This window comes from Polaromonas sp. OV174 (assembly GCF_900112285.1).
Classification (GTDB): Bacteria; Pseudomonadota; Gammaproteobacteria; order Burkholderiales; family Burkholderiaceae_C; genus Polaromonas.
In genome coordinates, this window is sequence record NZ_FOKZ01000009.1 from 61,971 (window position 1) to 85,793 (window position 23,823).

The window sequence follows — 23,823 nt, forward strand, 5'->3', positions numbered from 1 at the left end:
CAATGACAACAACTGCGCTCTTCATGAACCAAGCGCTTGGACTCGCCGCCCAAGCACTTTTTCTTTCCAGCCCCAACCCTCGCGTTGGCTGTGTCATTACTAATGCTGACGGTGATGTCCTCGGCCAGGGCCAAACCCAGCGAGCAGGCGGCCCCCATGCCGAAATCATGGCCCTGCGCGATGCGGCAGCACAAGGCCATTCCGTGGTTGGCGCCACCGTCTACGCCACCCTGGAGCCCTGCTCCCACCATGGCCGCACCGGCCCTTGCTGCGATGCGTTGATCGCCGCCGACATCAAAAAAGTGGTGGCCTCCATCGCCGACCCCAATCCGCTGGTCTCTGGCCAGGGCTTTGCACGTTTGCGTGCGGCAGGCATTGAAGTCGAAGTCGGTCCCGGCGCCGAAGAGTCACGGGAGCTCAACATCGGCTTTTTCAGCCGCATGATCCGCAAGACACCCTGGGTGCGAATGAAGGTGGCGGCCTCGCTGGATGGCAAGACCTCGCTGGACAATGGTGTGAGCCAGTGGATCACCTCCGATACAGCACGCGCAGACGGTCATGCCTGGCGCGCACGCGCCTGCGCCGTGCTGACCGGCATAGGCACCGTACTGGAAGACAACCCGCGCCTTGACGTGCGCTTGCTTGACACGCCGCGCCAGCCCCATCTGGTGGTGGTAGACAGCCGCCTGGAAACACCGCTGGACGCTCATCTTTTTATAGCTGGTCGCGCAGCCTATATCTATGCTGCAGTGCAAAATGATGCCAAAAAAGCGGCCCTGGAAGCGCGTGGCGCCACCGTCATCTACCTGCCCGGTGCGGGCGGCAAGGTTGACCTGGCGGCCATGCTGCGCGACCTGGCCAGGCGCGAAATCAATGAATTACATGTCGAAGCCGGGCACAAGCTCAATGGTTCCCTGATTCGCGAAGGCCTGGTGGACGAGTTTGTCGTTTACCTGGCGCCCAAATTGATTGGCCAGGGTGCAGGCATCGCCAGCTTTGGCCCGATCACCGAGCTTTCGCAGGCGGTAGATCTCGAATTTCTATCCACCGACAGCCTCGGGCCCGACCTGCGTATCGTAGCAAGGGTGACGGGGCGAGATCAGTTCTAGACCAGGGTTTAGCGGCCATTCCCGTAAGCAGGGCCAATCTCTGCGAAAATAGCCGAATGTTTACCGGAATCATCACCGGCTTGGGGCGCATCGTCGCCGTCCATAGCCTGGGCAGCTCTTCAGACCATGGCAAGCGCCTCATCATTGAAACGCCTGCGGGTTATCTTGATGACGTGGGCCTGGGCGACAGCATTGCCCTCAATGGCGCTTGTATGACGGCCACGACGCTGGAGCCGGCCAACAACCGCTTCTCCATCGACATTTCTGCCGAATCACTGGCCAAGACCTGTGGCCTGGCTGAGCCAGGCATCATCAATCTGGAAAAAGCCCTGCGCGCCCATGACCGCCTGGGCGGCCATATCGTTGCCGGCCATGTGGACGGGATAGGCAGTGTTTCGCATTTTGCCCAGGTGGGTGAAAGCTGGGAACTGCGCATACGCTCGCCTCGGGAGCTGAGCAAATACCTGGCCTACAAGGGCTCCATCACCGTCAATGGCGTAAGCTTGACGGTCAACAGGGTCGTCGATCTGGTAGAGGCAGGCGCGGATTCAGGCAGCGAGATCAGCATCAACCTGATTCCCCACACCGTAGAAAACACAGCGCTGGGCCAACTGGCACAGGGCTCGCCGGTCAACCTCGAAATCGACCTGATCGCGCGCTACGTTGAACGCATGCTTTCCACGGATCCTGACGGCTCAAGACTACGGGCCCATCCAAACAATATCCTTTAATATCAACATGTTAATGGATTTCAACGACGCCCAGCCGCTCTGAGCATCGGCTAGTTATTGTCGGTATATTTGTCGGTACACTGTACTTAGCAAACAAAAATACCGACATGACTCTAACCATTGCAAAGATCAACTCGATCAAACTAGGCGACAAAGGTCAGAAGTACGCAGACGGAAGCGGGCTCTATCTTTTCGCACCGGCAAAGAATTCTTCCGAATCGTCGCCCTCGAAACCCAAGAAGATGTCTTGGCGATTCGACTACCGATTCGCAAGCAAGCGGTACACGCTCAGCTTGGGCCTATATCCTCTCGTTGGATTGGCGGACGCCAGAAATCGACTTCAGGACGCACGACGACTATTGGAGTCCAATACAAACCCAGCTCAATGCAAGCGGGAAGCGAAATTGCTCCGCCAATCAATAAATGCTGACTCATTCGAGTCGCTTGCCGATTCTTGGTACAAAAGCAAAGAAGAACGTCGCTCCAAAGCATGGAAAGAGTCAAACACGCTCTATCTCAAGCGAGATTTGAAGCCAAAGATTGGCTCAATGCCGATCACGCAGGTATCCAAGGCACTCCTAGCAGAGGTGCTTGAGTCCACCAAGCGTGAAAGGGGGGTAAAAACCGCGGACCGAGTTCGACAAACTGCGGTCCAAGTTTTTGACTACGCAATTAGAAAATCGAAGGCTGAAATCAATCCTGGCCGACTCTTAATGGGATGGGAAGAAATTCCGCCAAAAGTTAGCCACTTACCTTTGAGCCCTGAGCTAATCCCGCAGTTCCTGGATCGCGTTGATGCCTATCCGGGTCAGTTGGCAACCAAACTAGCGATAAAGCTGCTGCTTCTTACATTCGTCCGAAAAACTGAGCTGATCGAGGCGGAGTGGGACGAAATAGACCTGCCGAATGCGAAATGGTTGATCCCTGCCGCCAGGATGAAGATGCAAGAACCCCACCTAGTACCTCTAAGCACTCAAAGCGTTGACGCACTCCTGACGTTGCAGAAAACCACTGAGAAAAAGAAATACCTTTTCCCAGGGCAAGTCAGTGACGAAAAACCCATGTCCCATAGCACCCTGAACGTCGCCTTCCGGAAAATGGGATATGGAAGCGAGTTTAGCCCGCATGGCGTTAGGTCCACAGCCTCCACTTGGCTCAATGAGCGAGGATTCCGAGCAGACGTAATCGAACGGCAACTTGCACATGCAGAGCGAAATCGCATACGTGCTGTCTATAACAAAGCTGACTATATTCCTGAGCGAACTGAAATGATGCAGGTTTGGGCGGATTTTGTGGATGGTCGCCCATGAAGACAGCAGTTGAACGGTTCTTAGAGGCCCCATCCCCGTCCAAGCTACGTAAGCAAGACTTTCTTCTATCTCTAGAATCGCAAATGCTATTTCCCGAGCTCAAAAATGAGCATGTAGCGTTGGAGTATGAAACCTTTCTGACGATGAAAGCGAACCCCGCGAAAATGCCGACCAATCCAGCTCCGACCGGCAATCCTGAGCCAGAGCCAGAGCCAAAGCCAAGGGGCGCTATGGCGTCCTACTCTTCAAGGTTAAAACCTGAAGCCGTAGCCTCGGAATCTGACGGCGAGTTCGATGCCCACCACCCACCCGTGTCATGGGCCGAGCCCGGCGACACGATACGCCGCTTAGCCCCACCCCCTCCCCCGCTCCCACCACCTCCACCTGAACTGATAAAACTGGACCTCGAAGAGCTTAGGAAATTAGTGCCGTATCGCAAAGCTTTGAATTTGGCGAATGCCTTTAGTAAGGCGTCGAATGTCCGAGCAATCATCGACGAGCGCACTATTGACGGGCAAGTCGCGGGCGTCTGCCTTGACATCCTTCGACTTCTTGCGAATACCGACCTTAAAACTTCAAAAGGTAGGTTAGCTACGCAGTCGATCAATATAGCGGCGTATGTTTGCGCAGAACACAATCTTGGGCGACCTCGCCGAACGCGAGGTCGCCCGCCCCTTGGCGAGTACCGTTATCCAGATCTTGATGAACAGCGAGTGAAAAAAATTTGGCGCAATTTTCGAGACTCTTCAGTTTTATGGTCCGCCTACAAAACATTGACGAAAAATAGATTCCACCCAATGGTAGGCAACAGCCTTCTTAGCGGCCTAGGTATCCACGAATTCACCAAGCTGACAGGTGCCCTCAACTCATCCAACGCTCGATTTTCCGACTTGGGAACGGCGGGGGCAATGAAGGAAGCGCTGGACAGCGAACTTCTCCAAGCCTTGCTTGAACATGTGCCCAGGTACTCCGCCAACTAGATAAAAAGAATTCCCCCCATCGCGCGAGTCGAGCCGACCGACCAGAATCCCCCTACCAAACTACTAAGGGGAAAAGATGGCATCGATCGATGTGCGTGATCTGATTGAGGATGACCTCATAGACCTCTCGGAGGTCGAAAAAATAACGTCTCTCAGCGGGAAGCATATTTATGCCCTGGAGCGGGCAGGACGTTTTCCGAAACGGGTGAAACTCGGGCGGCGCAGTGCTTGGGTAAAGCGCGAAGTCTATGCATGGGTGAGAGACAAGGTCTTGTCGCGCCCAGTGGTAGCAACGTATCCACCGCTTATACGGCCGCGCCGTCACAACACAAGCAGTGGCACCACGGGGGAAGCAAAAACCAGTCGGCTGCACGAAGGCAGAGGCCAACCGCGCCCGAACATTCAACGCGACGAGGTGACCCTATGAGCACCTACGAGCACGACTATTCCGGCCTTCCACGCCGCTTCAAGTCTCGCACGCCATCTGAGGTGCTTGCCGCAAGACCAAAGGCAAACCCATTTCTTGTGCACCTCCTCGATGGCGGCCAGACTTTGCGCTGCCTAGTAGAGGATGGCGTACAGCACCAATACTTTTTCATGATCCTTGCGGCATCATTAGCATGCGGGATCGACTTTGGGATCTACCGCAGTACAGGCCCGCGGAAGGTTTTCTTGATGCTGGGCTCAACGTACTTTGCCCACGACGTGCACCGTCTTGATGCAGTGAAGCGTATGCCGATTTTTGCAGAGGCGTCCGCCCTTCTGGAGCGAAATCTCTCCATATATGCGTGGGACCATGAAAAGGACCCCCGAGTGGATTTGGGCCACTCCATCACTCAGGAGGCCATGCGCAACTCCATGCCTAGTGACATCGAAGTTGTGATGGCGGATTGGGTTCCATCCTTCATCCGGCCCAAGATGGCCAAGTTAAAGCCGATCTCGCCTTATCCATGGTTTCACGAACTCAACGCCGACGGTATCGCCGTTGTTGCGGGCGACATCCTGCTACCTGCCGATAGGAGGTCGGCGTCGGAGGCTATTTCCGCTTCTACCGCGTACCTCACTGTAGACCCCAACGCGCCCAGCCAGTTTGGCGGAGGGCTGCAAATCGAGCGCTGGCGGGTTGGTGATGCGGACTATGCACCGCGCAGGAGCTCTTTTTGGCACACGGAGATCGGGGCCGAGTTGGACTATGGGTTTGCGCTGGACGACCCCGACGACACGGACAAGCCTAGCCTGATTCGCAAAACCGAACGCGAAATCAAGGTCGAAGTGATGTTGGCACAGGGGATGCCCCAGAAGGACATCGCCAAGATACTTGGCGTCCATAAGTCAACGATCACCAGGATGAAGCAGCACCTGGACGAGGAGGCGGCTAAAGCTGAAAAAGCTGAGGCGCGCGATCCAAATGCTTCCCGGAATCGCTGGGACAACGTCGTCCAACTCGGCAAGCACCTAATGAACGGCAGCAAAGAAAGTGAGGGCGAAGAAGGCGAGGAAAAGCCGGTTCCTGTGTAGTTGCAATTGCAACCAGTGCAACCGCGCAACCGCGCAACTAGCCGAGCCACCGTCAAAGCAACAACCTATTACCCCATCGGATTCACCATCATGCGCAAAGAGAAATACCGTATCCAACGTTCTAAAGTATCCCCAGTTAGCGAGATCCAATTGAAGTGGATGAGAGATCCGGAAGGCGAAACCGCCCGACTTTACCCTACCGTATACGAGGTTCTCATGGCCTTGCATGAGGCCGGAATAAGGATTTCCGAGTTTCGTCGAATTGACTATGGACACCAGATAGGCATCGCTGGTGGAGCGATCCTAGACATATTCACGAAGTCTGGAACGATTGTCGTAAAGGGCGACGTCTACAAAAATGGGGCGACTGGAAAACCACTTAAGAAAGCATTGCCCAAACACTCAGTCTGGATGCGCTAGTTTTGCGGCTTGGCCCCGATGTCTGAGGGCACTATGTTTTCGATGACTTCTACCGCCAAGCGGTTACGCAGTGGAACCAGTAAGGCCGGCAAAAAGGACTCAAGCACCAGCACTGCTCGGACATTGCGTTCTCTGGGCTCGCTGACGACCACAGCCTCCATGACGGCTTTGTATTTGATGCACTGAAATAGTCCACGCGTGATGTCGGCCATTCCAGAGATGGCTGATTTCACTTCGACCGCGATCCAATCACGGCCGTTGTCGAACGAAACGTCAAGCCAATACCGCCATCACTCCCGCCCTATGAACCCTCAGTGGGCCGAGCGCTCTCTTGCACAGTACAGATCGCCTTGGCAGCGGTCGAGATACCGAAAAAAGGGCTCGGTTTTCCTCTAAACGCCCCCTGTTGGCTTAGCAACGATTGATGACTACCAGAGGCTGTAAATAGCTAATGGCTATACAAGTCAACATTTGTTCGCAATTTAAACAAGCCACAACGGCAGGCCATCAACCAACCCTCTTTTCACCATGCTCAGCACATCCACAACCAACACACCACAGCATCAGGCCGGCCACATTCATTGTGATCGACTAGACGTATCCGGCCCACTTGAACACAAGCCGCTGGGAGAACTGTTCTACAAGCGGCTTGACGACCGGGCCGTAGCTGTTGGAGCCAGTCCCATTACGCCCAAGCAGAAGCGCAACCCTCAACCCGATGACATCTACATCAGGTCGAAGGAGGTTCAGTCGAATGAAATGGCCTATCGCCTTGAGCTGGACTGCTGCCCTCCCCAACTGCTGCAGAACCACAACCTTTTCGGCCACGCCAACTTGCAGGACTACACCTATGCCATGTTCGACCAGCAGACCACTAAGTTTGGGCTTCACGTTGATCCAGAGCAGCGGGAACAGTGGCGAACGGGCCAAGTAGGAGTTATGCAGGCTCACCTCACCGGGAATTTCATGACTCCGCATGGGGCCAAGATGCCCATATTTGATGCGATTGATCTGGCCAACCGAGAGGGCAAATCGCGCCCTATAAAGACCAGCATCACTTTAGGTATGAAAGAGAAGGGTCGTTCGGTCTATCACACGGCGACGATCTACGACAAGTATCTGCAGCTTTCGTCCATGTGGCCCAACCCTGGCCCAATCCAAAAGAAACTGCTGGAACTGGCTCGCGGCGTCCTGCGTGTTGAAATCAAGCTCTTCAGCCAAGAATTGCGGAGACGCGAGCTGCAATATGTGATGCGTTGGAAGGATGTCGACGTTGACGCCCTTTTCTTCGAGATTCTGGCCAGCTACAACCTCCGCAACGCCGTCCAAACGCTGCTCACAGAAGACGAAGAGGACGTGCTCACCAAAGCGCAGCGCCGGGTGTACCGCCAGTGGCTCAGCGGTGCGAATCTCGATGATCTCTATAGCCGGACCACGGTTTGGAAGTACAAAAAGGAGGTTTACGACGCAGTAGCTATCGACATGAATGGCGGCCGGCCTCAGAAGCTACCGTCCGTCGACCTGTCAGAGATTTTGACGCCTGGGAATCTGATGGCTATTCCGGACTGGGCGCATGGAACCCAGTACTTTCACTCTCCATCGGCATAAAACAGTCGTTTAGGCGGCTTGGCCGCGTCAAACCAATGACCGCCAAGCCGCCCCTCCGCTCAATTTCGCTGAGTCGCAATGAATAGCCATACCGAAAGGAATCTCATATGCAGAAGCTCACGCGCTGGGGGAATTCGACTGGCCTGCGCATTCCCTCGCATGTTCTGGATGCCGCCGGTCTCAAGGCAGGGGCATACGTTCATGTCCGACTTCTGGACAGTGGCGATATCAGGGTGCGACCGGCTAAGAACACGCAGCCAGCAGACGCCGAAGGGGCCGTGACACATGAGCCACCACCACCGCCTCCGCTAGCTTGGTAGAAAACAGTCACCCAAAGGAATATCCATGAGCAACCCATTCCGAAGCGCACAAGACATCTTGTATGCCAGCGGCCGTACACACATATACGCCATTGCAATCGAGGCCAGCAGCCGTATTTTTGAAGAAGATCGCTGCCCGGCCCCAATTCAAAACTGGATAGAAGCCCATTGCCCCACAGGAACGGAAATCGAGCGAATCTCGGAGCTGAAAGATTGGATTCCCGTCAGCGCTTTAGCAGCTATGCCAAAAACCGCGTTCTATGTCGATCTCAACGACTCGCAAGCCGAGCACTTTCTTCAAGCGTTTTCGGCACCGCCACTCGACAGCCTATGCGCGCCCAATGACATTTATCTGATCACCCTCGAAACATCCAATCGCGGTCTTGAGGACGGGATTGCCAATTGATGACCATAGAGCCGTGGATTTCGTTGACCTCACGCAGCAATATAGAAGTGGGCCCGTTCGGTTGAGCAGCCCCCGAAGATTGGCGTCAAGTTGCGCTATCGAAAATCCCTGCTTTGCGTGCCCAGTCGTCCGAGTAGCGGTGTGAAATCGAACAAGGTTTCAGCGATCAAGTTCCGAGCTTCTCCTTCGGCCTGCCAGGTTCCATGGACACCAAGCAGCCGGGATTTCAGTAATTCCTGGCGCTGCTTTTCGCGGACACGCTTCCACACAATCACTTGGACCGTCCCTGTTTCGTCCTCAAGCGAAACGAAGATCGTCCCATTGGCAGTTTCAGGCTGTTGCCTCAATGTCACGATGCCACAAGCCTGAACGGACTCGCCGTCTGGCACGTCCCTCAACTCAGCGGACGACAGGAAGTTCTTGGCCGCAAGGCGCGCACGAAGCAGGGCAAGCGGATGACGTCGCAAGGTCAAGCCGGTTGATGCGTAGTCCCACACAATCTCCTCACCTTCCGGTGCCTCCGGCAGTTCGAGAATTTCTTCTTCAACCGGTGCGTCACGGAGCAGCTCAGGTGCGCAGCGTAGCGCGGCCGCATCCCATACTTGCTGCCTTCGATGCCCCGACAAGCTCGTCAAGGCATCTGCAGCGGCCAGCATCTTCATCTCATGCAGCTCAAGGCCAGCCCGTCGCGCCAGGTCGTCTGCGCAGGTAAAGGGAAAAGCAGTTCTCGCGGCGACAATTCGATCAGCGGAGGCCTGCTTCAACCCACCGATGACGCGAAGCCCCAGCCGCACTGCGGGTTCATGCTCGATGTCTTCTAACGTGCAGTCAACATCACTGGAGAGCACGTCAGCCGCCCGCACATCCACGCCATGCCGTTTCGCATCCTGCACAAGCTGGCTGTTCGAGTAGAACCCCAATGGCTGGGAGTTCAACATCGCGGCCAGGAACGCCGCCGGCTCATGGCATTTGATCCAGGCGCTGGCGTACACCAATAGTGCGAATGACGCAGCATGCGACTCCGGGAAACCATATTCCGAAAACCCCTTGATCTGCTCGAAGATCGACTCGGCGAACGCCTGCTCATAACCGCGTGAGGTCATTCCATCGACGATCCTTGAGTAGTATTTTTCCAGGCCGCCTTTGCGTTTCCATGCGGCCATCGCCCGGCGCAGACCATCGGCCTCCCCGGCAGTAAAGCCAGCAGCCAGGATCGAAATCTGCATGACCTGTTCCTGGAACACGGGAACGCCCAAGGTACGGCCAAGTGCTTCCTCTAATGCGGCGCTTGGGTAGATCACCGGTTCGAGACCTTGGCGTCGGCGAAGGTAAGGATGAACCATGCCGCCCTGAATTGGGCCGGGGCGGACCAAGGCGACCTCCACCACGAGGTCATAGAAGCAGCGCGGTTTGAGCCTAGGCAACATGCCTTGCTGCGCCCTGCTTTCAATCTGGAACACGCCGATCGTGTCCGCCTTGCACACCATGTCGTAGGTCACACTGTCTTCCGACGGTATATCCTGCATTTCAAACTCGTACCCTTTACGCTGGCTGATGAATGCCAGGCTCTTACGCAGAGCGGTCAGCATGCCCAGCGCCAACACGTCCACTTTGAGCAGGCCCATGGCATCGAGGTCGTCCTTGTCCCATTCAATGACCGTGCGATCAACCATGCTGGCGTTCTCGATGGGCACGATGCGTGACAGCGGACCTTTGGTCAGAACGAAGCCGCCCGTGTGCTGCGAAAGGTGCCTGGGAAATCCCATGATCTGGCCGCTCAGCTTGATCAATTGACGGATACGCAACTCTTCCTCAGATCCAAGACCAAGCTCTGCCAGACTTTCCGGCCTAACCTTGCTGCCGTCCCACCACTGCTGCCCTTTGGCGAGTGCCTCGACCGTCTCCAAATCAAAGCCAAGAGCCTTGCCAACGTCCCGTAACGCACTGCGCGGCCGGTAGGAGATGACGGTTGCAGTCAGTGCCGCCCGGTCCCGGCCGTACTTACGGTAAAGGTACTGGATAACCTCCTCGCGGCGTTCATGCTCAAAATCCACATCGATGTCGGGCGGCTCATTACGCTCCCGACTGATGAAACGCTCGAATAAAACCGACATCCTCGCCGGATCGACCTCCGTGACGCCCAAGCAGTAACAGACCACCGAGTTCGCCGCGCTACCGCGGCCCTGGCAAAGAATGTGCTGGCTTCGGGCGAATGCCACGATGTCCGCCACAGTCAGGAAGTAATGCTCGTAATGAAGTTCGCAAATGAGTTCGAGCTCGTATTCGATCTGCGTCTGCACTTTCGCTGGCATGCCGTCTGGCCATCGCCTGCCAGCCCCCTCATAGGTCAAGCGCCGTAGATGCGATGCTGGCGTCGTGCCTGAAGGCACGACCTCGGCTGGATATTCGTAACGTAGTTCTTCGAGGCTGAAATGGCATCGGTCGGCGATAGCCACGGTCTGCAGCAGCATATCTTCTGGATAGAGGTGACCCAGCCGTAACCTGGAGCGCAAATGGCGCTCTGCACTGGCTTGAAGGTCAAGGCCGCATTCCATCAAAGGCCTGCCGACACGGATAGCAGTCAAAACATCCTGCAGCGGTTTGCGGGACCGAATGTGCATATGCACGTCGCCCGCTGCTACCAACGGTATCGCCGTGGCCTGTGATAGCGCTCGCAGCTTGTGCAGCCAAACGGCATCCGCGATATGGTGCAGCAGTTCCACCGCGAACCAGCATCGTCCGCTGAACTGGCGCAGCGTCCACCGCCCCAAGCGTAGAAGCTCGTCTTCGCTTGCGGTCCTTGTTGGCAGCACCAGCACAAGACAATCTTTCAACTCGCCAGCATCAATCTCGCCTTGACTCAGCTGGTAATTACCCTTCTCCGACGAGCGCCGAAGCCGGGTGATGAACTGCGAGAGGTTGCCATACCCCTCTCGGTTCGTGGCCAGCACCACGATCTTGAAGGGCAGTTCCGCTTCCACCTGAAACTCACTGCCAATAATCAGTTTGAAACCGTTCGCCTTGGCTGCCACATGTGCGCGCACCACCCCTGCAAGCGAACACTCGTCCGTCAGTGCCAGTGCGCTGTAGCCCAGTTCAAAGGCCCGGTCGACAAGCTCTGCGCCGTGCGAAGCCCCGCGCAGAAACGAGAAATTCGAGAGGCAGTGCAGCTCTGCGTATGCAGGTAAGGTTGACATGCTGCCTCGTCACGCGAAAACGCCGTGCAGATACCAACTGATCTGGTCATGCGCGAGACGCTCCTGAAAAACCCAGAGAATCCCGGCATGCTGGCTCAAGGCCACCCAATAATCTCGCTGGACGTTTCGCGTCTCTTGTTGACCAGCAGCGTTCTCTTCTCGATGCCACCAACCGCCTTCCACGCGATGCGGACCAACGACCAGCTGCAACGGCCCCTGATACAGAGGCCTGTCGCGGGCTACTGCAAGCTTTAGCGGCTTTGGTAACACCCAGCTCGGCTGCGGAATATCTACGGTGCGCGGTAGCTTGGGCGCTCGCGTTTTTGGTGTCCCCACCGCTGGCCGCCAGGTCTGCATCCATTCCAGCCGATGGTCTTCGGTCAGGTTGGGTCTAAGCACACACTCAGGCCCAAGTCGGGCTGCCAAGCGCTCAAGCACGAGGGCGAGTTCTTCCCCTGCGCGCAGGGTGTCAGGTATCAAGGTCTTGTTGTCATCGACCAATGAGTGAACCTCAAGGGCGGCAATCTCAATATCGCCCACGGGCGCGAGCAATTCCACTTTCGCAAGATGTTCCGCAAGCAGCCGCCCGAGGTGCCGCACGTCGCGGCTTGGGTCGGCGGTGCGTATGACCAGCTCTCCGCCCTCCCCGGCCGTCTTGGAGCGCAATGTATCGTGAAACCATCGCATCTCGAACGCCGTCGTTCCTGAGTTGCGTGCGGCCAGCCAACCGCACATCTGAAGCAGCAGGCGGTGCGCGCCAAACATCAAGGACGCCGCAGTATCCACCCGCCCCGGCAGTTCAAGCTTCACCGAGAAGTTTTCGGGCAAGCTGACCCATTCGTGTGCGGCCGGGCGCAAGCCGTAGGCTTGGTCAAGCGCCGTCAAAACATGCTGATCGAACCGGCGGCTGATACCGCCGCGCGGCAAGCGCCTGACGTCGCCAAGGGTTTTGCAACCTAGGCGTGCCAGCACCGGCTGGTGCGCGGCGATGGCTGCCACAGCCTCAAAGGGAATGCGATCCAGCAGTTGGGCGAGTGGCCCAGCAAATCCATCGGTTACACCGCTTCGGGCAAAAGCCAAAGCGGCAAGGCTTGTCGGCGCCCAGCTCACAATGCCGACGCCCTGCTGAACGGCTTCATCGGTGATGCGGGCTCGCAGCAAGTCTGCGCCACCAAAAAGCCGCATGCACGCCTCGACCTCCATCAGCACCGCTTCATCCAAATGCGCTACGCGCGGAGTGAACTGCAAAGCCCAAACCGCGAGGCCATGAGAATCAATGGGCGTATTGGTGTTCGGCGACGGTGTGAGTAGAGCTGCCCAGTGTTCCGACACGGGGGTTCTCCAAGGCGACTGGAAACTGGCTAGGTTGCCGCTGGCGCGGAGTCAACACGTCGGCCAGGCTGTCCGGGATTGAGAAAAACGCCAGTGAATGCTCATGCGACGGCCCGCGCCGCTTGAACACCTTCACAGCCAGCTGCCAGTCAGGTCCAAGATCGACGAGCAGCCGTAGGGGCGCGGGCGACGCGTCAAACTGCGCCGCCGCTGGCCTGAAAAGAAAGACCGGTGAATCGCAGGTTTGCGCGTGGACTTGAAGGCGGCGTAACTGTTCCTGGCGGGCTTGGGGCAGCCAGGACAGGATGGCTCCAGCCGGGTTCGACTTGATGAGTTGCTCAGTGGTCCAAAGGCGTTCGGCAGGCGTTTTGGCATCCAACCAGACGATCTGGTTTGGGTGAAGGCCGTGCTGCATCAATCCAGGCAAGTGAGGATGCTTGGGCGGGCTCACCAGAATGATTTGCCCTCCGTCCGCCACGATGCGCTTCAGGCTGGCACCGAGCAAGCGCCATTCACACAGAGCGGGTTGAGGCTGGAGAATCTCGGTCAACGACCGGCAAGGCCAGCCGCCACCGGGCAGTTCCGCATCCAGTGCATCAAAGCCGGTAGCCACCACATCCCGTTGGGCGGAGGATCCCAGTTCATTGCCGCGCCACATCGCTTTGCCAGCCAGTTCGGGCAGCTGCAGCACGTCATCATCGACAGGCACGCTCGCCTCCACAAGCGCGTTCTGCGAAGGTGATAGGAGATGGGCGGGTAACATGGCTGCTCTATCAATACTGTATGAACATCCAGTATAATAAGCACCTCCACGATCCGTCTATTTTTTTATTTTTTGTTCGTGCTTAGAACAGTTCGCCGCTCTTCGGCGTTGCTGGCGGGGGCGGCCGGACGGCTTTCGGTTTGGCAGCCTTCGGAGGTTGCGACGTTTTAACGCTGGTGCTCTTAGGCGCGCGAGGAGGCAATGGAGCGGCATGCGCCTCCAGCGGACCAGACCACTGCCTAAAGTACTTCGAGGCCTGGTCTACCGGGCACGACAGCCAATCGCTGTACTCGGACGGATCAAGGATCACGACCATGCGCTTTTCGTGTCCTGGCTCGTGAAACTGCTTCATAACCTCGTGGTCGTCGGCGTTGACCGTGAGCATGGACATTGCGAAAACATCTCGCCCGTCGGGTGTCTTACAAGTACGGTAAATACCAGCGATTCCCATTGGCACACCGCCCGGTAGATTTATTCCCCACCGAACGGCCTTCCCGGACTCATAGTTCGGTTCGTAAATCCCCTCGGCCGGGATGATGCAGCGTTGCCCGGCCCGCCATGCAGGACCGTAGGTTGCCTTGGTGGCGACGGTTTCGCTTCGGGCGTTGTAGGTCTTCCGCGCCCATTCGACCTTCGCGATGAAGTCAGGCACAAACCGGAAGATGGCATCGTCCGCTATGAACTGGGGCGACGTAGTTCCGTCATTGGGTGCCAAACGAATCATCGGCGCCAAGCCCGAAGGAAAAACATCCGCAGTGGGCTCGTCGCGTTCGCGTTCCACACCGAAGAAGACAAGTAACCTGTCGGCTCGTGTCACTGGGACGTAATTTGCGCACATAAGGCCATTTTGCTACGCCCTGCTGGCTTGCGCACCATGGCTGCCGACCATGGCACCATATGAAAAATTTGGGCTGGCTCCCGTCAATCGATAGTGTCACCAGCCAGCAATCGTTGATGGCGGCAATGACCTACCCCATGCATATGCCAACGGACTTACCGAGCCTTGCGTGCCGAGTGGGAAGACCGGTTGAATCCGCCGCTCAAGGCAGACCATCAAGCTGTCTGCACAAGTATGGGGTGGGTGCCCTGAAAGCCAGCGCCCGGAACCACTGCATCGAGTGACAGACAGTAAAGACCGTTCGGCTTGGTCAGTCAGACCATGACACGGCCAGCAGGAGCTTTCTGGTAGCGCCGCCCGATGTACTTTTTGAAGGGTCGAATGGCGTTCTCGGTATCACCGACGATGTGTACCATGGCTTGCGCTGCCACTTTGGTATTGAGTTCCGCGACGGTGGTCTCATCAACCTCATTCTTGCCCGGCGTGAACCGTTCGGAATCGCAGATGATGTAGGCGACCCGCGGCGAGATCGGGTAATAGAAGTCGGCATGCTTAGGCGCGGAGAATTCTGTCTCTGAAACACACGAGTGCACATTGACGACAGGTTGGTCGGACGTGATGAAAGGCACCCTGGTGTCATTTACCAATAATGCATGCCTAGCGTTGTGGCGATCTATGTACAAGCTGAACCCGAGATTCATCCCGTACATGTAGCTCAGGAACCACCATGCATGCGCCATTGCGTCGGCCACTTCAATCTCCATAGCGTTGCGCCGGGATAAAACCCGGATCACACCATCTCGAAAAGTCTTCGTGCGGGAGATCTGGTGACCGAAGAACGCCATGAACTCGATCATGTGCTGCTGATCCAGCAGTACTTCGAGTTGCTTATCAGCCAGCGCGGCCAACACTGGCAGCGCCATTTTTTCGTGGGCTGCGTGGAGATTTTCCAGTAGATTGCACTTCATGGCATGGAGATGCAGTTCGACTTCCTGATTCCGAATGTCAGACTCACGGTAGATGGTCTCAGCCTGCTGCATCCTCAGGAAGTCATTAAGGTACGACATGTGCTGCTGGTGGAGACGGTCGGGGCTTTGTCGGGAGAAGCCTTTAATCACCTCGACATGCTTGCTGGTAAGCGGGGTGATCTTGTAGAAATAGTCGTCAACAACAATGGCGCGCACGCTGTCGTTGGCAAACTTCCCAGTCTTCGTGGTGTAGAAAACATTCGCTGTACCGCTACCCCATCGGGCCAGGTAGTTCGCCCAGACGTAATGGTGGCGCTTCTTGGCTTCGAGGTCTTTGCGCGACATAGGCTTCATTCAGTTGAGTGTTAGCTCGCAGGGTCTGATCCTACATGCCTACCGCCAGTCAACCGAGTTGGCCGCCTATTGTGAATTCGCTGGCGAGATTCTTCTGCATCCCACCGGGGTCGCTGGCATCTCGAATAAAACCTTTGCGGCCGTACCAAGACATCAGGCTCTCGTCGTCGATGAATTCTCGGTCGAGAGAGCGCGCCGTGAGACGGAGCGTCTTGCACCCAGAATCAAGAGCTATAGTTTCTGCCCGCGACAAAAGCAGGTTTCCAACGCCCATGGCTCTGAATTTCTCTAGCACGTAGATCTCGTACACGAATCCCAAAGAATTGTTGGGGAAATGCTCGAAGATTAAGAGCCCCGCCTCCACACCGTCGATCAAGGCAACAAACTCCCTGGTTCCAGGTCGCTTACCTTTTTCCACTCGGTCGCGAAGGAACGGATGGTTTACCGCGTGCGTCTCTTCAACTTCGACGGAATTCATATCTGAGCTCCACGGGTCGGGTTTGCACTAGAGAGAGCAATTGCAAAACGCCTTGAAAGATTCTGAAGTTGGGGGAATGTCCGCTCGTTGCCGCATTATGCCGGCACGGTGAGCGACCGGTTCTGACCGCAAACCATCATTTGCTGACTATCGACAATATTCAATTATCGATAGTTAGCAGCAAAATGGCACGAGTAAACCAACATAAGGTCTTCAAAGGCGTTTTAGGTCTTACTGAGTGTCTCCGGGAAACTGGGGGAAGCCCATGACCTAAAAATTCTTAGCGAATGTAGGTGAAACGAGATCGAAGTGACGTGAGCGTCATGTTTGGAGCCACCGCATCATGCGGGATCAGCAAATAGGCCCACGGCTTGCCGCCGACATTAGCAGCGTAGTCCGAAGCGTTCTTGCACCAAATAACCGCCTGATCGGCTTTCGCCTTCACTTCGGTCTCAGACTCTTGCGCCTCGGCAACCTCCTTGGCCTTCTTCGTCTCGATCATCAGAGTGATGTCGTCCAGCGCCACCACGAAGTCCGGGATGTACTCGGGCTGGTTTACGCCAGACCGATAGTAGATGTTGAACTGACCGGACACCGGGCGGAACCAGCGGCGCGCTTCGCGCTCCAGCACTGTAGCCAAGATACGCTCAGTGTCTGAATGGAACTTTTGGAAGGCAAAAGCACAACGCTGAAAGCCGCCATAGACGTACTGACCGATGGTGCGCTTATCGTCCGGTGTCCAATGCAAGGGCTTCAAGTCGTCCTTGGCCGTGAAGGCGCAGGGCTTCAGGGGCATGAAGCCTTGGCTGACGATGACCTCGGAACCAGTCGGATCTTCCTCATAGTGCTTTGCCATCTGCAGATGAATGTTCTCCGCGATAACTCGACCGTGGTTGCCCAAAATGTTGTGAACCGCCGCGTCATCAGGCTGATTGCTGCGGAAGTGTGCCACCGCCTGCCCCGCGAGTTCATAGATCAGATCGGCGTGATCATCATAAGACACGTCGTCGTAGTTGATGAGTTCACGGACGATGTAGTCTTCCAGTCGGGACTCTTCGATCACGGCGGCCTCGCCATAGGTCAGTTGGCGGCCCGATTGCAAGCCTTGCGACAGAAGTTGTTGATCAGTCGCCTGATAGTTCATGCGTGACACATCGAGAGTGAAGCTGCTATAGCCGCCCTTCACCGGGCCAATCGGGACAACGGTGATGCGCGGAATGTCGATGGTCTGGTCGATGAAGACCTCAACCGACTTTTTCACAACCTCGGCCACAGCTTCGGCATTGGAAGCCATGGTGTCCAGCAACTCGCCTTGCTGCGGCACAAGTCGTTCCATCACCAGTTGGGTCAACTTCTCCTGGACGCTGGCCGTACCCAATGCCGTGCTGGTGGGGACAAGAATTCGGTCTTTACCCAACTCTGCTACCGCATCCATGGTCACCAAGGCAATTCTGCGTTCCTCGCCAGTGAAAACTACCGATGTCAAATGAGCGGAACCACCAGTGCCTTGCCCATAACCTGCGGAAACAACTGCGGCGCCATCGGCACCGGAACCCTTCACGCCAGAAATACCTAGCATCACCGACGTGTTAGACGGCACCGAAATACTGGTGAACCGACTTCCATTGCTATCAGTGGGTTCCAGTTTCAATTCTTTCAGACGAATCGGCGAGTCGCCCTTGCCTGCCTCGTCGATAACTTCCTTGAACCTGTCGTGCGCGATGATGTTCAGACGATCCACCACCTCAACGCCGGTCTTGCGACCATACGGCAGGCGCAGGCCGCGTCCGATGGACTGCTCGATCAAGGTCCGCGCATTGGCTGCCCGCAATGGCACGATGGTGTAGAGGTTCGTCACGTCCCAGCCTTCTTTCAGCATGTTGACGTGGATGACCACCTCGGTCGGCTCGGTGTAGCTCTCCACCAGCAGCAGGCGACGGATCATTTCTTCCTCTTCCGCGCCAGACTTGCTGCTATCGACCTGAATCACTTTTCCCTTGTATTGCCCATCAAACAGGCCCTCTATCGTTCCCAGCAGCGCGGCGGCATGGGTGGTGTCGCGAGCGATCACCAGCATAAACGGCTTCACGGGTTTCTGGCCTGTTTGCTCGGAATAGGTCAGCAAGTGAACCTTGGTTTCTTCATGAACGCGGATGCCGTCCATGAGCTTGATGCGCTCCAACTGCTCCGCGCTATGATCGGCTGGGTTGAAGTTCTGTTGAGTCACCACTGCAGGCTCTTTGACGAAGCCGTCTTCGATGGCGCGAGCCAATGTGTAGTCCATTACGACGTTCTTGAACGGCACTGGGCCTTTCGTCCCCTCAGTGAAGGGCGTTGCAGTCAGTTCAAGACCCAGCAACGGCTTCAATTCGTTCAGCGCCCGGATACCCGCACCGGCTCTGTAACGATGCGACTCATCCATGATGAGCACGAGGTCTGGTAGACCAGCCAAATACTCGAAATAACTTTGACCGAGGTACTCGGAAAGCCGCTTGATCTTCGGAGCCTTGCCGCCACGAACTTCCGAATTGATCTTCGAGATGTTAAAGATGTTGATCTGGACGGGCGCATCAATCGCCTGTGAAACCAGATCACCTTTTTGGTCGTAGGTCTCGCCTGTAATCACCTCAGGAGCTTCAACGGCAAAGTCTGCGATGCCCTTGAAAACGTACTTCGGCCCGGTCGTATCGCTGAAATCTCGAATCAGCTTGTCGTAGATCGTGAGGTTCGGAGCCAGAACGAAAAAATGCTTGTAGCCGTAGGCTGCGTGCAAGTAGCTGATGAACGCACCCATTAGGCGTGTTTTACCGACCCCTGTGGCCAAAGCAAAGCATAAGGACGGAAAGTCGCGCTCGAAGTCCGTCAACTTCGGAAACTCAGCCTTCAGAGCTTCCTGCATGGCCTTCAGTTCTTCGACCGAACGTGCTTTCGAGTCACGCAACGCAGGCACAGACTCCAGCGCGAAGTGCAAGCGCTCCAGGCTAACGGTTTGCGGCTCGCGCAGACTCAAGCGACCAGCCACCGTGCGCACGATTTTTTCTTTACTCATGCCGTGCGCTCCATGTCTTTCAGAATTCGCTTGTAGCGTTGCTCGAAGGCCTTTTCCCCGCCCTCCATAATTTCGCAGACCTTCTTTCTCACAGACCTCTCCTGTAGCCCACCCGCTGTGTTGTTCACGATCTGGCCACCCACGAATTCCATGGGCATGACCAACTCGGCATCGCCGTTCACGACGATGTTGGCGTTATGGGTAATGACAATCAGTTGGCGGCGACTCTTGTTTTTCCTGAGTTGGGTCACCACCAATTGCGAGACCAACGCGTTATCCAAGTCGTCTTCGGGCTGATCCATCAGCAGAGGCTCGCTACCGTGTGCCAGCAGGAACGACAAGATAGCAGCGGTCTTCTGGCCAGCAGATGCCTGCTGAAGACTCAGGAATGAACTTGATTCGTCACGCTTGTACTGGAGGTCAACGGCGTCTTCGGGAAACCATGCCGCCAACTCGTCGAAGACCACCGAAGTGACCTCCGGCTTCATCTCCTTCAACTTCTTGACGAACTTGCCGTGCAGCTTGGTATTCAGCACTTGCTCGTTCATCTCTTCAAGCGACTGCTTGATCTCCTGCAACCGCTCGGGCACGGACGACGCCAAGGCCGGATTCACCAAGTCCCAGACCATGCCGCACGGCTTGGGCGGATCGTCATCGGTCTCACCATAGATTTCCTTGACAAAAGTGCCCTCCGTTTCAAGGCGAAGAATCTCCCGCAGACTGACGGCACCAGCTTCCGCGTCCGCCATGGTGTTCAGCGTGATCCTCAAAGCAGGCACATTCACCAACACTTGATTGAGGAAGTCCTGCCGCAGCGCGGTCAACCCTTGGCGCTCCTGGTGCAACGCCGCTTGCGCATCCACAACGGCTTTCCGTGCTTGCTCAAGATCCGTATTGATGGCCTTGAACAGATCCAACTGCTTCTTCAGTTTCTCCTCAAGCGCCACCGCCTGAGAGGCATCTTCGGCGTTGGTGATGCCTTGGGATTTGAGTTCCGCCACGATGCGTGCGTACTCATCCAGATGTACTATGTTTTCTTGATGCCATGCGCTCGTGCCACTGGCTACCTTCGCTGCATCAAGGTCTAACTGCATGCTGGCAACCAGGGCCGTGATCTGATCAAAGTTACCAGCCAGCTTTTGCGTCAGTGCTTCCGTCGCCAACTTCTCTGCTTGCTCAGCAGGAGTCGTGGCCTCGAAGTCGGTGAGCACTAGGTTCTTCAGATTAACGGCTTCTGCAGCACTGGTTTGCAGCGCCTGAACATCCTCGCCAAGCTCCTTGAAGAATCCATCTACCGCTCGTTGCTGTTTGCCCGCACGCTGGTACGCCTTGAGGGCATCACCAAAGTTTGAGGATGCAAAGACCTTGGCCTTGCGCGATGCCTCCTTGTACTGAAGCTCGACGGCAGGCTTCTGTGCAATCTCAACTTCCAGTGTGCGAACACGCTTTCTGGCAGTGTTCAAGGTCTCGCGCTTGGCAGCAAAGCTTTGTGCCCAAGCCTCTTTGCGACCGCCAAGCACATCGTCAATGTACTGAATCAGATGCTGCGGGTTGTCGGCCAACGCGAGGATCTGCTTCTGGCTGAATATTTTCACAGGAAAGTTACTGCGGGCCTGTTCGTCGGTCAATTGTGTTGACTGCCATGCATCGCTGTCCCAGCGCCTTACCGACACCGCAAACTTGGCATCGGCCCTTTTGGTCCACAGGTACTCAAACCGTTCTTCCAGATCGCCTTGCCCTTTGGATACTTCGACTGTGATGCGAGAATCGTGGAGCATCATGCCCGGCTGATTGCGGCCTATTTTTTCTTTCCTAAAGTTCTCGAACGATTGCTTCAACGCACCGTCGGATCGCCCCGTAAGCAGTTCGTTTTCTCGTGCCAGCCCCAGACGCAGGCATTCCAGTATGGTGGACTTGCCGCTACCCCGGCCACCGATCAAGGCGTTGTAGCTGGGGTTGAAACGAATCGTCAATGGGTCTTTCTGGCGCAGACGCAACTTCTCAACCGTGATGCTCTTGATCTTCGGATGATTCAATTGCTGCGGGTAGTTGGCACATTCGTCACTCCTGCGGACAGCCGATTCAGGATCAAGCAGCGCCAGTTTCAAACCCTCGATGGAAGGGGCTGACATCTTCACCCACGTATAGCCTAGTCCAATGCTTTCGGGTTGGTGACTATCCGACCCAAGCACGAAAGCCATTTCGGCAAAGGCTACTGCGTGCGCGTTCAGGCAAGTGGCTGAGGGATCAATCACCTCAACAGCATCCAACAGCTTAAGGATCGGCTGCAAGGTGTTGTGATCGGTCACTGCGACCAAAAGTCCTTTGGGTTTATCAACATGTGCGGCGCAAGCGACGCCACCCGCCGACTGGATTACACGAATAACCTGTTCGACGCTGTGACTGGTAACGCCGTTACTGTCTCCAGGAGTGCCGGAATACCCAACACTCCCGCGAATGGCGTCAATGTCTGACGTGCCCTTGGCCGGGTCAAGGATCACCTTCAGATGTACGCCGCCGTTGCACGACAACTCCATGCCTGGAAAAAGTGTCACTTCACCCCACATTGCAGCGTCTTCTTGCTTCAATGTCTGCAGTTCCATCTTCAACTTGTCAATCCAGTCACCAGTGTTATGGTCGGTGACGACGATGCACTGAATGCCTTTGTCCAGATAGTCTTGCAACCACTGGCGTGGCGTGATGGCTTTGTCGCCCCTATAGTCCAACGAAGCAGGCGTATGGTTGTGAAAGTCAAACTTCCACCAGCGCGAGCCGGGGTAGTTGTGGATCATGCTTGCACCTCCCCGTTTCCGAACAAACCGCCCTGCCTCGGCGGCTCAACTTTTGGCTTCTGCTGCATCGGCAGGTTTTCAACATTTAGGCTGTAGTCGTCGTGACCCCATTCGCACTTGCTCAGAACCATCTTTGGAATTTTCTTGAGAGTGAGATTGACGAAGCGATCTACAGAGCCGCGATAGGCCGCGCAGCAAACCAGCAAGCTGCGCCCTTCGCCTACCTCGTCGCTCAAAACCTGTAGCTGATCAGCATTGAGCGTTTGCGTCGTAACATAGATAAAGTCCGTCTCGGTGCTGTAGCCGTGCTGCCAGTAGTGGGCGTCGTTAGGTGCGTAAGTAAAACCCTCCAGTTTGCAGATCGCAGCCGCAAGCATCTCGGCGTTATATTCCCCGTTAATGACCCAATTGCCCCAGCGATCCTGCTGCAAGAGACTTGGCGCCAACTGGTAATAGCGGAAACCTCCACCGCCATGCCAGCCAGTCGAATCGGTAACACCGCCTTTGTCCTGACCATCAACAACTTGTTTCAGCCGCGGAATGATGTGTGTATGGCAATGGTCTGCCAATTCAATCATGATCCATCGGCGACGCATCTTGTGCGCGACGGCCCCAGTAGTCCCCGAACCTGCAAACGAATCAAGCACCAAGTCACCAGGTTTCGTAGCAATTTCGATTATCTTCGCCATGAGCTTTTCGGGCTTTGGTGTTGCGAAAATATCAGCGCCATTTAACGCCATCATCTCTCGCTTAGCGTCTTGATTGTCACCAGAATCTTCGCGAAGCCACAAGGTATCTGGAACAAGGCCAGTACCAACTTTATTTAAGAACGACTTCAGCCGTGGTTTGTCTTTTTCCTGGTCGGGTCCCCACCATACCAATCCATCTCGGACATGCTCCTTATGCTTTTTCTGGTCATACGCCCAAACTCGGCTTTCACTGGGAAATATGACTTCGCCTGTTTTTGGATGCTCTATGCCATAGTAAAGATTAGGACGCTCCGCTCTCGTCTTTGCGCACGTGTAGACCACGGACTGCCAAAGACCACGCGCATCGTTATCCACATTTTTGTAGCCCTTTAGTTGCTCGTCACTTCTCTCCACCGCATTTGGCTTCCACAAGTCTTTCGATTTTGCATAGACTAATATGTGATCATGGCTGATGCTCAGCCACTTGGCGTCGTTCTGCTTAGAGTATTTTTTTTGCCAAACCACGTTTGCGACAAAATTTGAACGTCCAAATATCTCATCGCAAACAACCTTCAGATAATGAGCCTCGTTGTCGTCAATCGTGATCCACAACGAACCGTCCTCCGAAAGTAGTCGCCGAATTACTTCCAACCGATCTCGCATCAGACCCAACCAGATTGAGTGCTCTAAGCCATCGTCATAGTGCTGAAATGCATTCCCTGTGTTGTACGGCGGGTCAATAAATACGCATCGAACCTTTCCAGAAAACTCCTGCTCCAACGCTTTGAGCGCTAGCAAGTTGTCGCCAAATATCAAGCTGTTGTCAAAAATATCAGCGTCTGATACCCGATTTTTAGCGTGGTGACTCAGATTAGGATCGGCCAAAAGGATTCGTGGCTCTAGCTTAGGGCGCACTTCTTTGCCAATCCACGTTAATTCAAGTTTTTTTCTCATCCTAATT

Annotated in this window: 19 protein-coding genes; 9 read left to right on the forward strand and 10 right to left on the reverse strand. The window is 55.6% G+C overall.

Annotation, left to right across the window (positions count from 1 at the left end; all coding sequences use genetic code 11):
• Positions 1–2: 2 nt before the first annotated feature.
• The 6 genes from ribD (at position 3) to BM160_RS10000 (ending at position 5,648) form a co-directional block, all read left to right on the forward strand.
• Positions 3–1,109, forward strand: coding sequence for a bifunctional diaminohydroxyphosphoribosylaminopyrimidine deaminase/5-amino-6-(5-phosphoribosylamino)uracil reductase RibD (gene ribD, locus BM160_RS09975; protein ID WP_092004313.1), 1,107 nt, complete (start codon positions 3–5; stop codon positions 1,107–1,109).
• 56 nt (positions 1,110–1,165) lie between these two features.
• The gene (locus tag BM160_RS09980; protein WP_092004315.1) at positions 1,166–1,840 is read left to right on the forward strand and encodes a riboflavin synthase; all 675 of its coding nucleotides are present in this window, start codon (positions 1,166–1,168) and stop codon (positions 1,838–1,840) included.
• Between the two features lie 107 nt (positions 1,841–1,947).
• Positions 1,948–3,150, forward strand: coding sequence for a tyrosine-type recombinase/integrase (locus BM160_RS09985; RefSeq protein WP_092004318.1), 1,203 nt, complete (start codon positions 1,948–1,950; stop codon positions 3,148–3,150).
• Complete coding sequence (locus BM160_RS22215) at positions 3,147–4,130, forward strand: hypothetical protein (protein ID WP_143093214.1); 984 nt, start codon at positions 3,147–3,149, stop codon at positions 4,128–4,130. The genes BM160_RS09985 and BM160_RS22215 overlap by 4 nt, the downstream gene beginning before the upstream one ends.
• A 76-nt stretch (positions 4,131–4,206) precedes the next feature.
• Entirely contained in the window at positions 4,207–4,557 is a 351-nt protein-coding gene (locus BM160_RS09995) for a helix-turn-helix transcriptional regulator (RefSeq protein ID WP_092004322.1), read from the forward strand.
• A complete protein-coding gene (locus tag BM160_RS10000; RefSeq protein ID WP_092004325.1) occupies positions 4,554–5,648 on the forward strand; it encodes a helix-turn-helix transcriptional regulator in 1,095 nt (364 codons plus the stop codon). Before BM160_RS09995 ends, BM160_RS10000 begins: the two co-directional genes overlap by 4 nt.
• Before the next feature lie 416 nt (positions 5,649–6,064).
• Here the strand turns inward: BM160_RS10000 and BM160_RS10010 are convergent, their stop codons facing one another.
• The gene (locus tag BM160_RS10010; protein ID WP_092004330.1) at positions 6,065–6,280 is read right to left on the reverse strand and encodes a hypothetical protein; all 216 of its coding nucleotides are present in this window, start codon (positions 6,278–6,280) and stop codon (positions 6,065–6,067) included.
• Positions 6,281–6,596: 316 nt separating this feature from the next.
• Between BM160_RS10010 and BM160_RS10015 the strand changes: the two genes are divergently transcribed.
• The 3 genes from BM160_RS10015 (at position 6,597) to BM160_RS10020 (ending at position 8,402) form a co-directional block, all read left to right on the forward strand.
• A complete protein-coding gene (locus tag BM160_RS10015; RefSeq protein WP_092004333.1) occupies positions 6,597–7,676 on the forward strand; it encodes a phage/plasmid replication protein, II/X family in 1,080 nt (359 codons plus the stop codon).
• A 107-nt stretch (positions 7,677–7,783) separates the two neighbouring features.
• Positions 7,784–7,996, forward strand: coding sequence for an AbrB/MazE/SpoVT family DNA-binding domain-containing protein (locus BM160_RS23150; protein ID WP_369821767.1), 213 nt, complete (start codon positions 7,784–7,786; stop codon positions 7,994–7,996).
• A 25-nt stretch (positions 7,997–8,021) separates the two neighbouring features.
• A complete protein-coding gene (locus tag BM160_RS10020) occupies positions 8,022–8,402 on the forward strand; it encodes a hypothetical protein (RefSeq protein ID WP_092004336.1) in 381 nt (126 codons plus the stop codon).
• 95 nt (positions 8,403–8,497) lie between these two features.
• On the opposite strand, the gene BM160_RS10025 is transcribed toward BM160_RS10020, so the two are convergent.
• From BM160_RS10025 to BM160_RS10065, 9 genes are all read right to left on the reverse strand, one after another.
• Complete coding sequence (locus BM160_RS10025) at positions 8,498–11,599, reverse strand: error-prone DNA polymerase (protein ID WP_092004339.1); 3,102 nt, start codon at positions 11,597–11,599, stop codon at positions 8,498–8,500.
• A gap of 9 nt (positions 11,600–11,608) precedes the next feature.
• The gene (locus BM160_RS10030) at positions 11,609–12,931 is read right to left on the reverse strand and encodes a Y-family DNA polymerase (protein ID WP_092004342.1); all 1,323 of its coding nucleotides are present in this window, start codon (positions 12,929–12,931) and stop codon (positions 11,609–11,611) included.
• On the reverse strand, positions 12,873–13,640 hold the full coding sequence (imuA, locus tag BM160_RS10035; protein ID WP_255368801.1) for a translesion DNA synthesis-associated protein ImuA: 768 nt from the start codon (positions 13,638–13,640) through the stop codon (positions 12,873–12,875). Before imuA ends, BM160_RS10030 begins: the two co-directional genes overlap by 59 nt.
• Before the next feature lie 136 nt (positions 13,641–13,776).
• The gene (locus tag BM160_RS10040) at positions 13,777–14,532 is read right to left on the reverse strand and encodes an SOS response-associated peptidase (RefSeq protein ID WP_092004347.1); all 756 of its coding nucleotides are present in this window, start codon (positions 14,530–14,532) and stop codon (positions 13,777–13,779) included.
• Between the two features lie 314 nt (positions 14,533–14,846).
• Positions 14,847–15,845, reverse strand: a complete 999-nt coding sequence (locus BM160_RS10045; protein ID WP_092004597.1) for a DUF4238 domain-containing protein — start codon at positions 15,843–15,845, stop codon at positions 14,847–14,849.
• A 58-nt stretch (positions 15,846–15,903) separates the two neighbouring features.
• Positions 15,904–16,332, reverse strand: coding sequence for a GNAT family N-acetyltransferase (locus BM160_RS10050; RefSeq protein WP_092004350.1), 429 nt, complete (start codon positions 16,330–16,332; stop codon positions 15,904–15,906).
• Positions 16,333–16,612: 280 nt separating this feature from the next.
• Positions 16,613–19,381 carry a DEAD/DEAH box helicase gene (locus tag BM160_RS10055; RefSeq protein WP_092004353.1) on the reverse strand — a complete coding sequence of 923 codons (2,769 nt, stop codon included), beginning with the start codon at positions 19,379–19,381 and terminating at the stop codon, positions 16,613–16,615.
• Complete coding sequence (locus BM160_RS10060; RefSeq protein ID WP_092004356.1) at positions 19,378–22,173, reverse strand: TrlF family AAA-like ATPase; 2,796 nt, start codon at positions 22,171–22,173, stop codon at positions 19,378–19,380. The genes BM160_RS10055 and BM160_RS10060 overlap by 4 nt, the downstream gene beginning before the upstream one ends.
• Entirely contained in the window at positions 22,170–23,816 is a 1,647-nt protein-coding gene (locus BM160_RS10065; RefSeq protein WP_092004359.1) for a site-specific DNA-methyltransferase, read from the reverse strand. Before BM160_RS10065 ends, BM160_RS10060 begins: the two co-directional genes overlap by 4 nt.
• Positions 23,817–23,823: the final 7 nt, after the last annotated feature.

Bases quoted from the DNA above. Each gene is read 5' to 3' on its own strand.
- ribD (WP_092004313.1), top strand. From the start codon at position 3: ATGACAACAACTGCGCTCTTCATGAACCAAGCGCTTGGACTCGCCGCC.
- BM160_RS09980 (WP_092004315.1), top strand. From the start codon at position 1,166: ATGTTTACCGGAATCATCACCGGCTTGGGGCGCATCGTCGCCGTCCAT.
- BM160_RS09985 (WP_092004318.1), top strand. From the start codon at position 1,948: ATGACTCTAACCATTGCAAAGATCAACTCGATCAAACTAGGCGACAAA.
- BM160_RS22215 (WP_143093214.1), top strand. From the start codon at position 3,147: ATGAAGACAGCAGTTGAACGGTTCTTAGAGGCCCCATCCCCGTCCAAG.
- BM160_RS09995 (WP_092004322.1), top strand. From the start codon at position 4,207: ATGGCATCGATCGATGTGCGTGATCTGATTGAGGATGACCTCATAGAC.
- BM160_RS10000 (WP_092004325.1), top strand. From the start codon at position 4,554: ATGAGCACCTACGAGCACGACTATTCCGGCCTTCCACGCCGCTTCAAG.
- BM160_RS10010 (WP_092004330.1), bottom strand. From the start codon at position 6,280: ATGGCCGACATCACGCGTGGACTATTTCAGTGCATCAAATACAAAGCC.
- BM160_RS10015 (WP_092004333.1), top strand. From the start codon at position 6,597: ATGCTCAGCACATCCACAACCAACACACCACAGCATCAGGCCGGCCAC.
- BM160_RS23150 (WP_369821767.1), top strand. From the start codon at position 7,784: ATGCAGAAGCTCACGCGCTGGGGGAATTCGACTGGCCTGCGCATTCCC.
- BM160_RS10020 (WP_092004336.1), top strand. From the start codon at position 8,022: ATGAGCAACCCATTCCGAAGCGCACAAGACATCTTGTATGCCAGCGGC.
- BM160_RS10025 (WP_092004339.1), bottom strand. From the start codon at position 11,599: ATGTCAACCTTACCTGCATACGCAGAGCTGCACTGCCTCTCGAATTTC.
- BM160_RS10040 (WP_092004347.1), bottom strand. From the start codon at position 14,532: ATGTGCGCAAATTACGTCCCAGTGACACGAGCCGACAGGTTACTTGTC.
- BM160_RS10045 (WP_092004597.1), bottom strand. From the start codon at position 15,845: ATGTCGCGCAAAGACCTCGAAGCCAAGAAGCGCCACCATTACGTCTGG.
- BM160_RS10050 (WP_092004350.1), bottom strand. From the start codon at position 16,332: ATGAATTCCGTCGAAGTTGAAGAGACGCACGCGGTAAACCATCCGTTC.
- BM160_RS10055 (WP_092004353.1), bottom strand. From the start codon at position 19,381: ATGAGTAAAGAAAAAATCGTGCGCACGGTGGCTGGTCGCTTGAGTCTG.
- BM160_RS10060 (WP_092004356.1), bottom strand. From the start codon at position 22,173: ATGATCCACAACTACCCCGGCTCGCGCTGGTGGAAGTTTGACTTTCAC.
- BM160_RS10065 (WP_092004359.1), bottom strand. From the start codon at position 23,816: ATGAGAAAAAAACTTGAATTAACGTGGATTGGCAAAGAAGTGCGCCCT.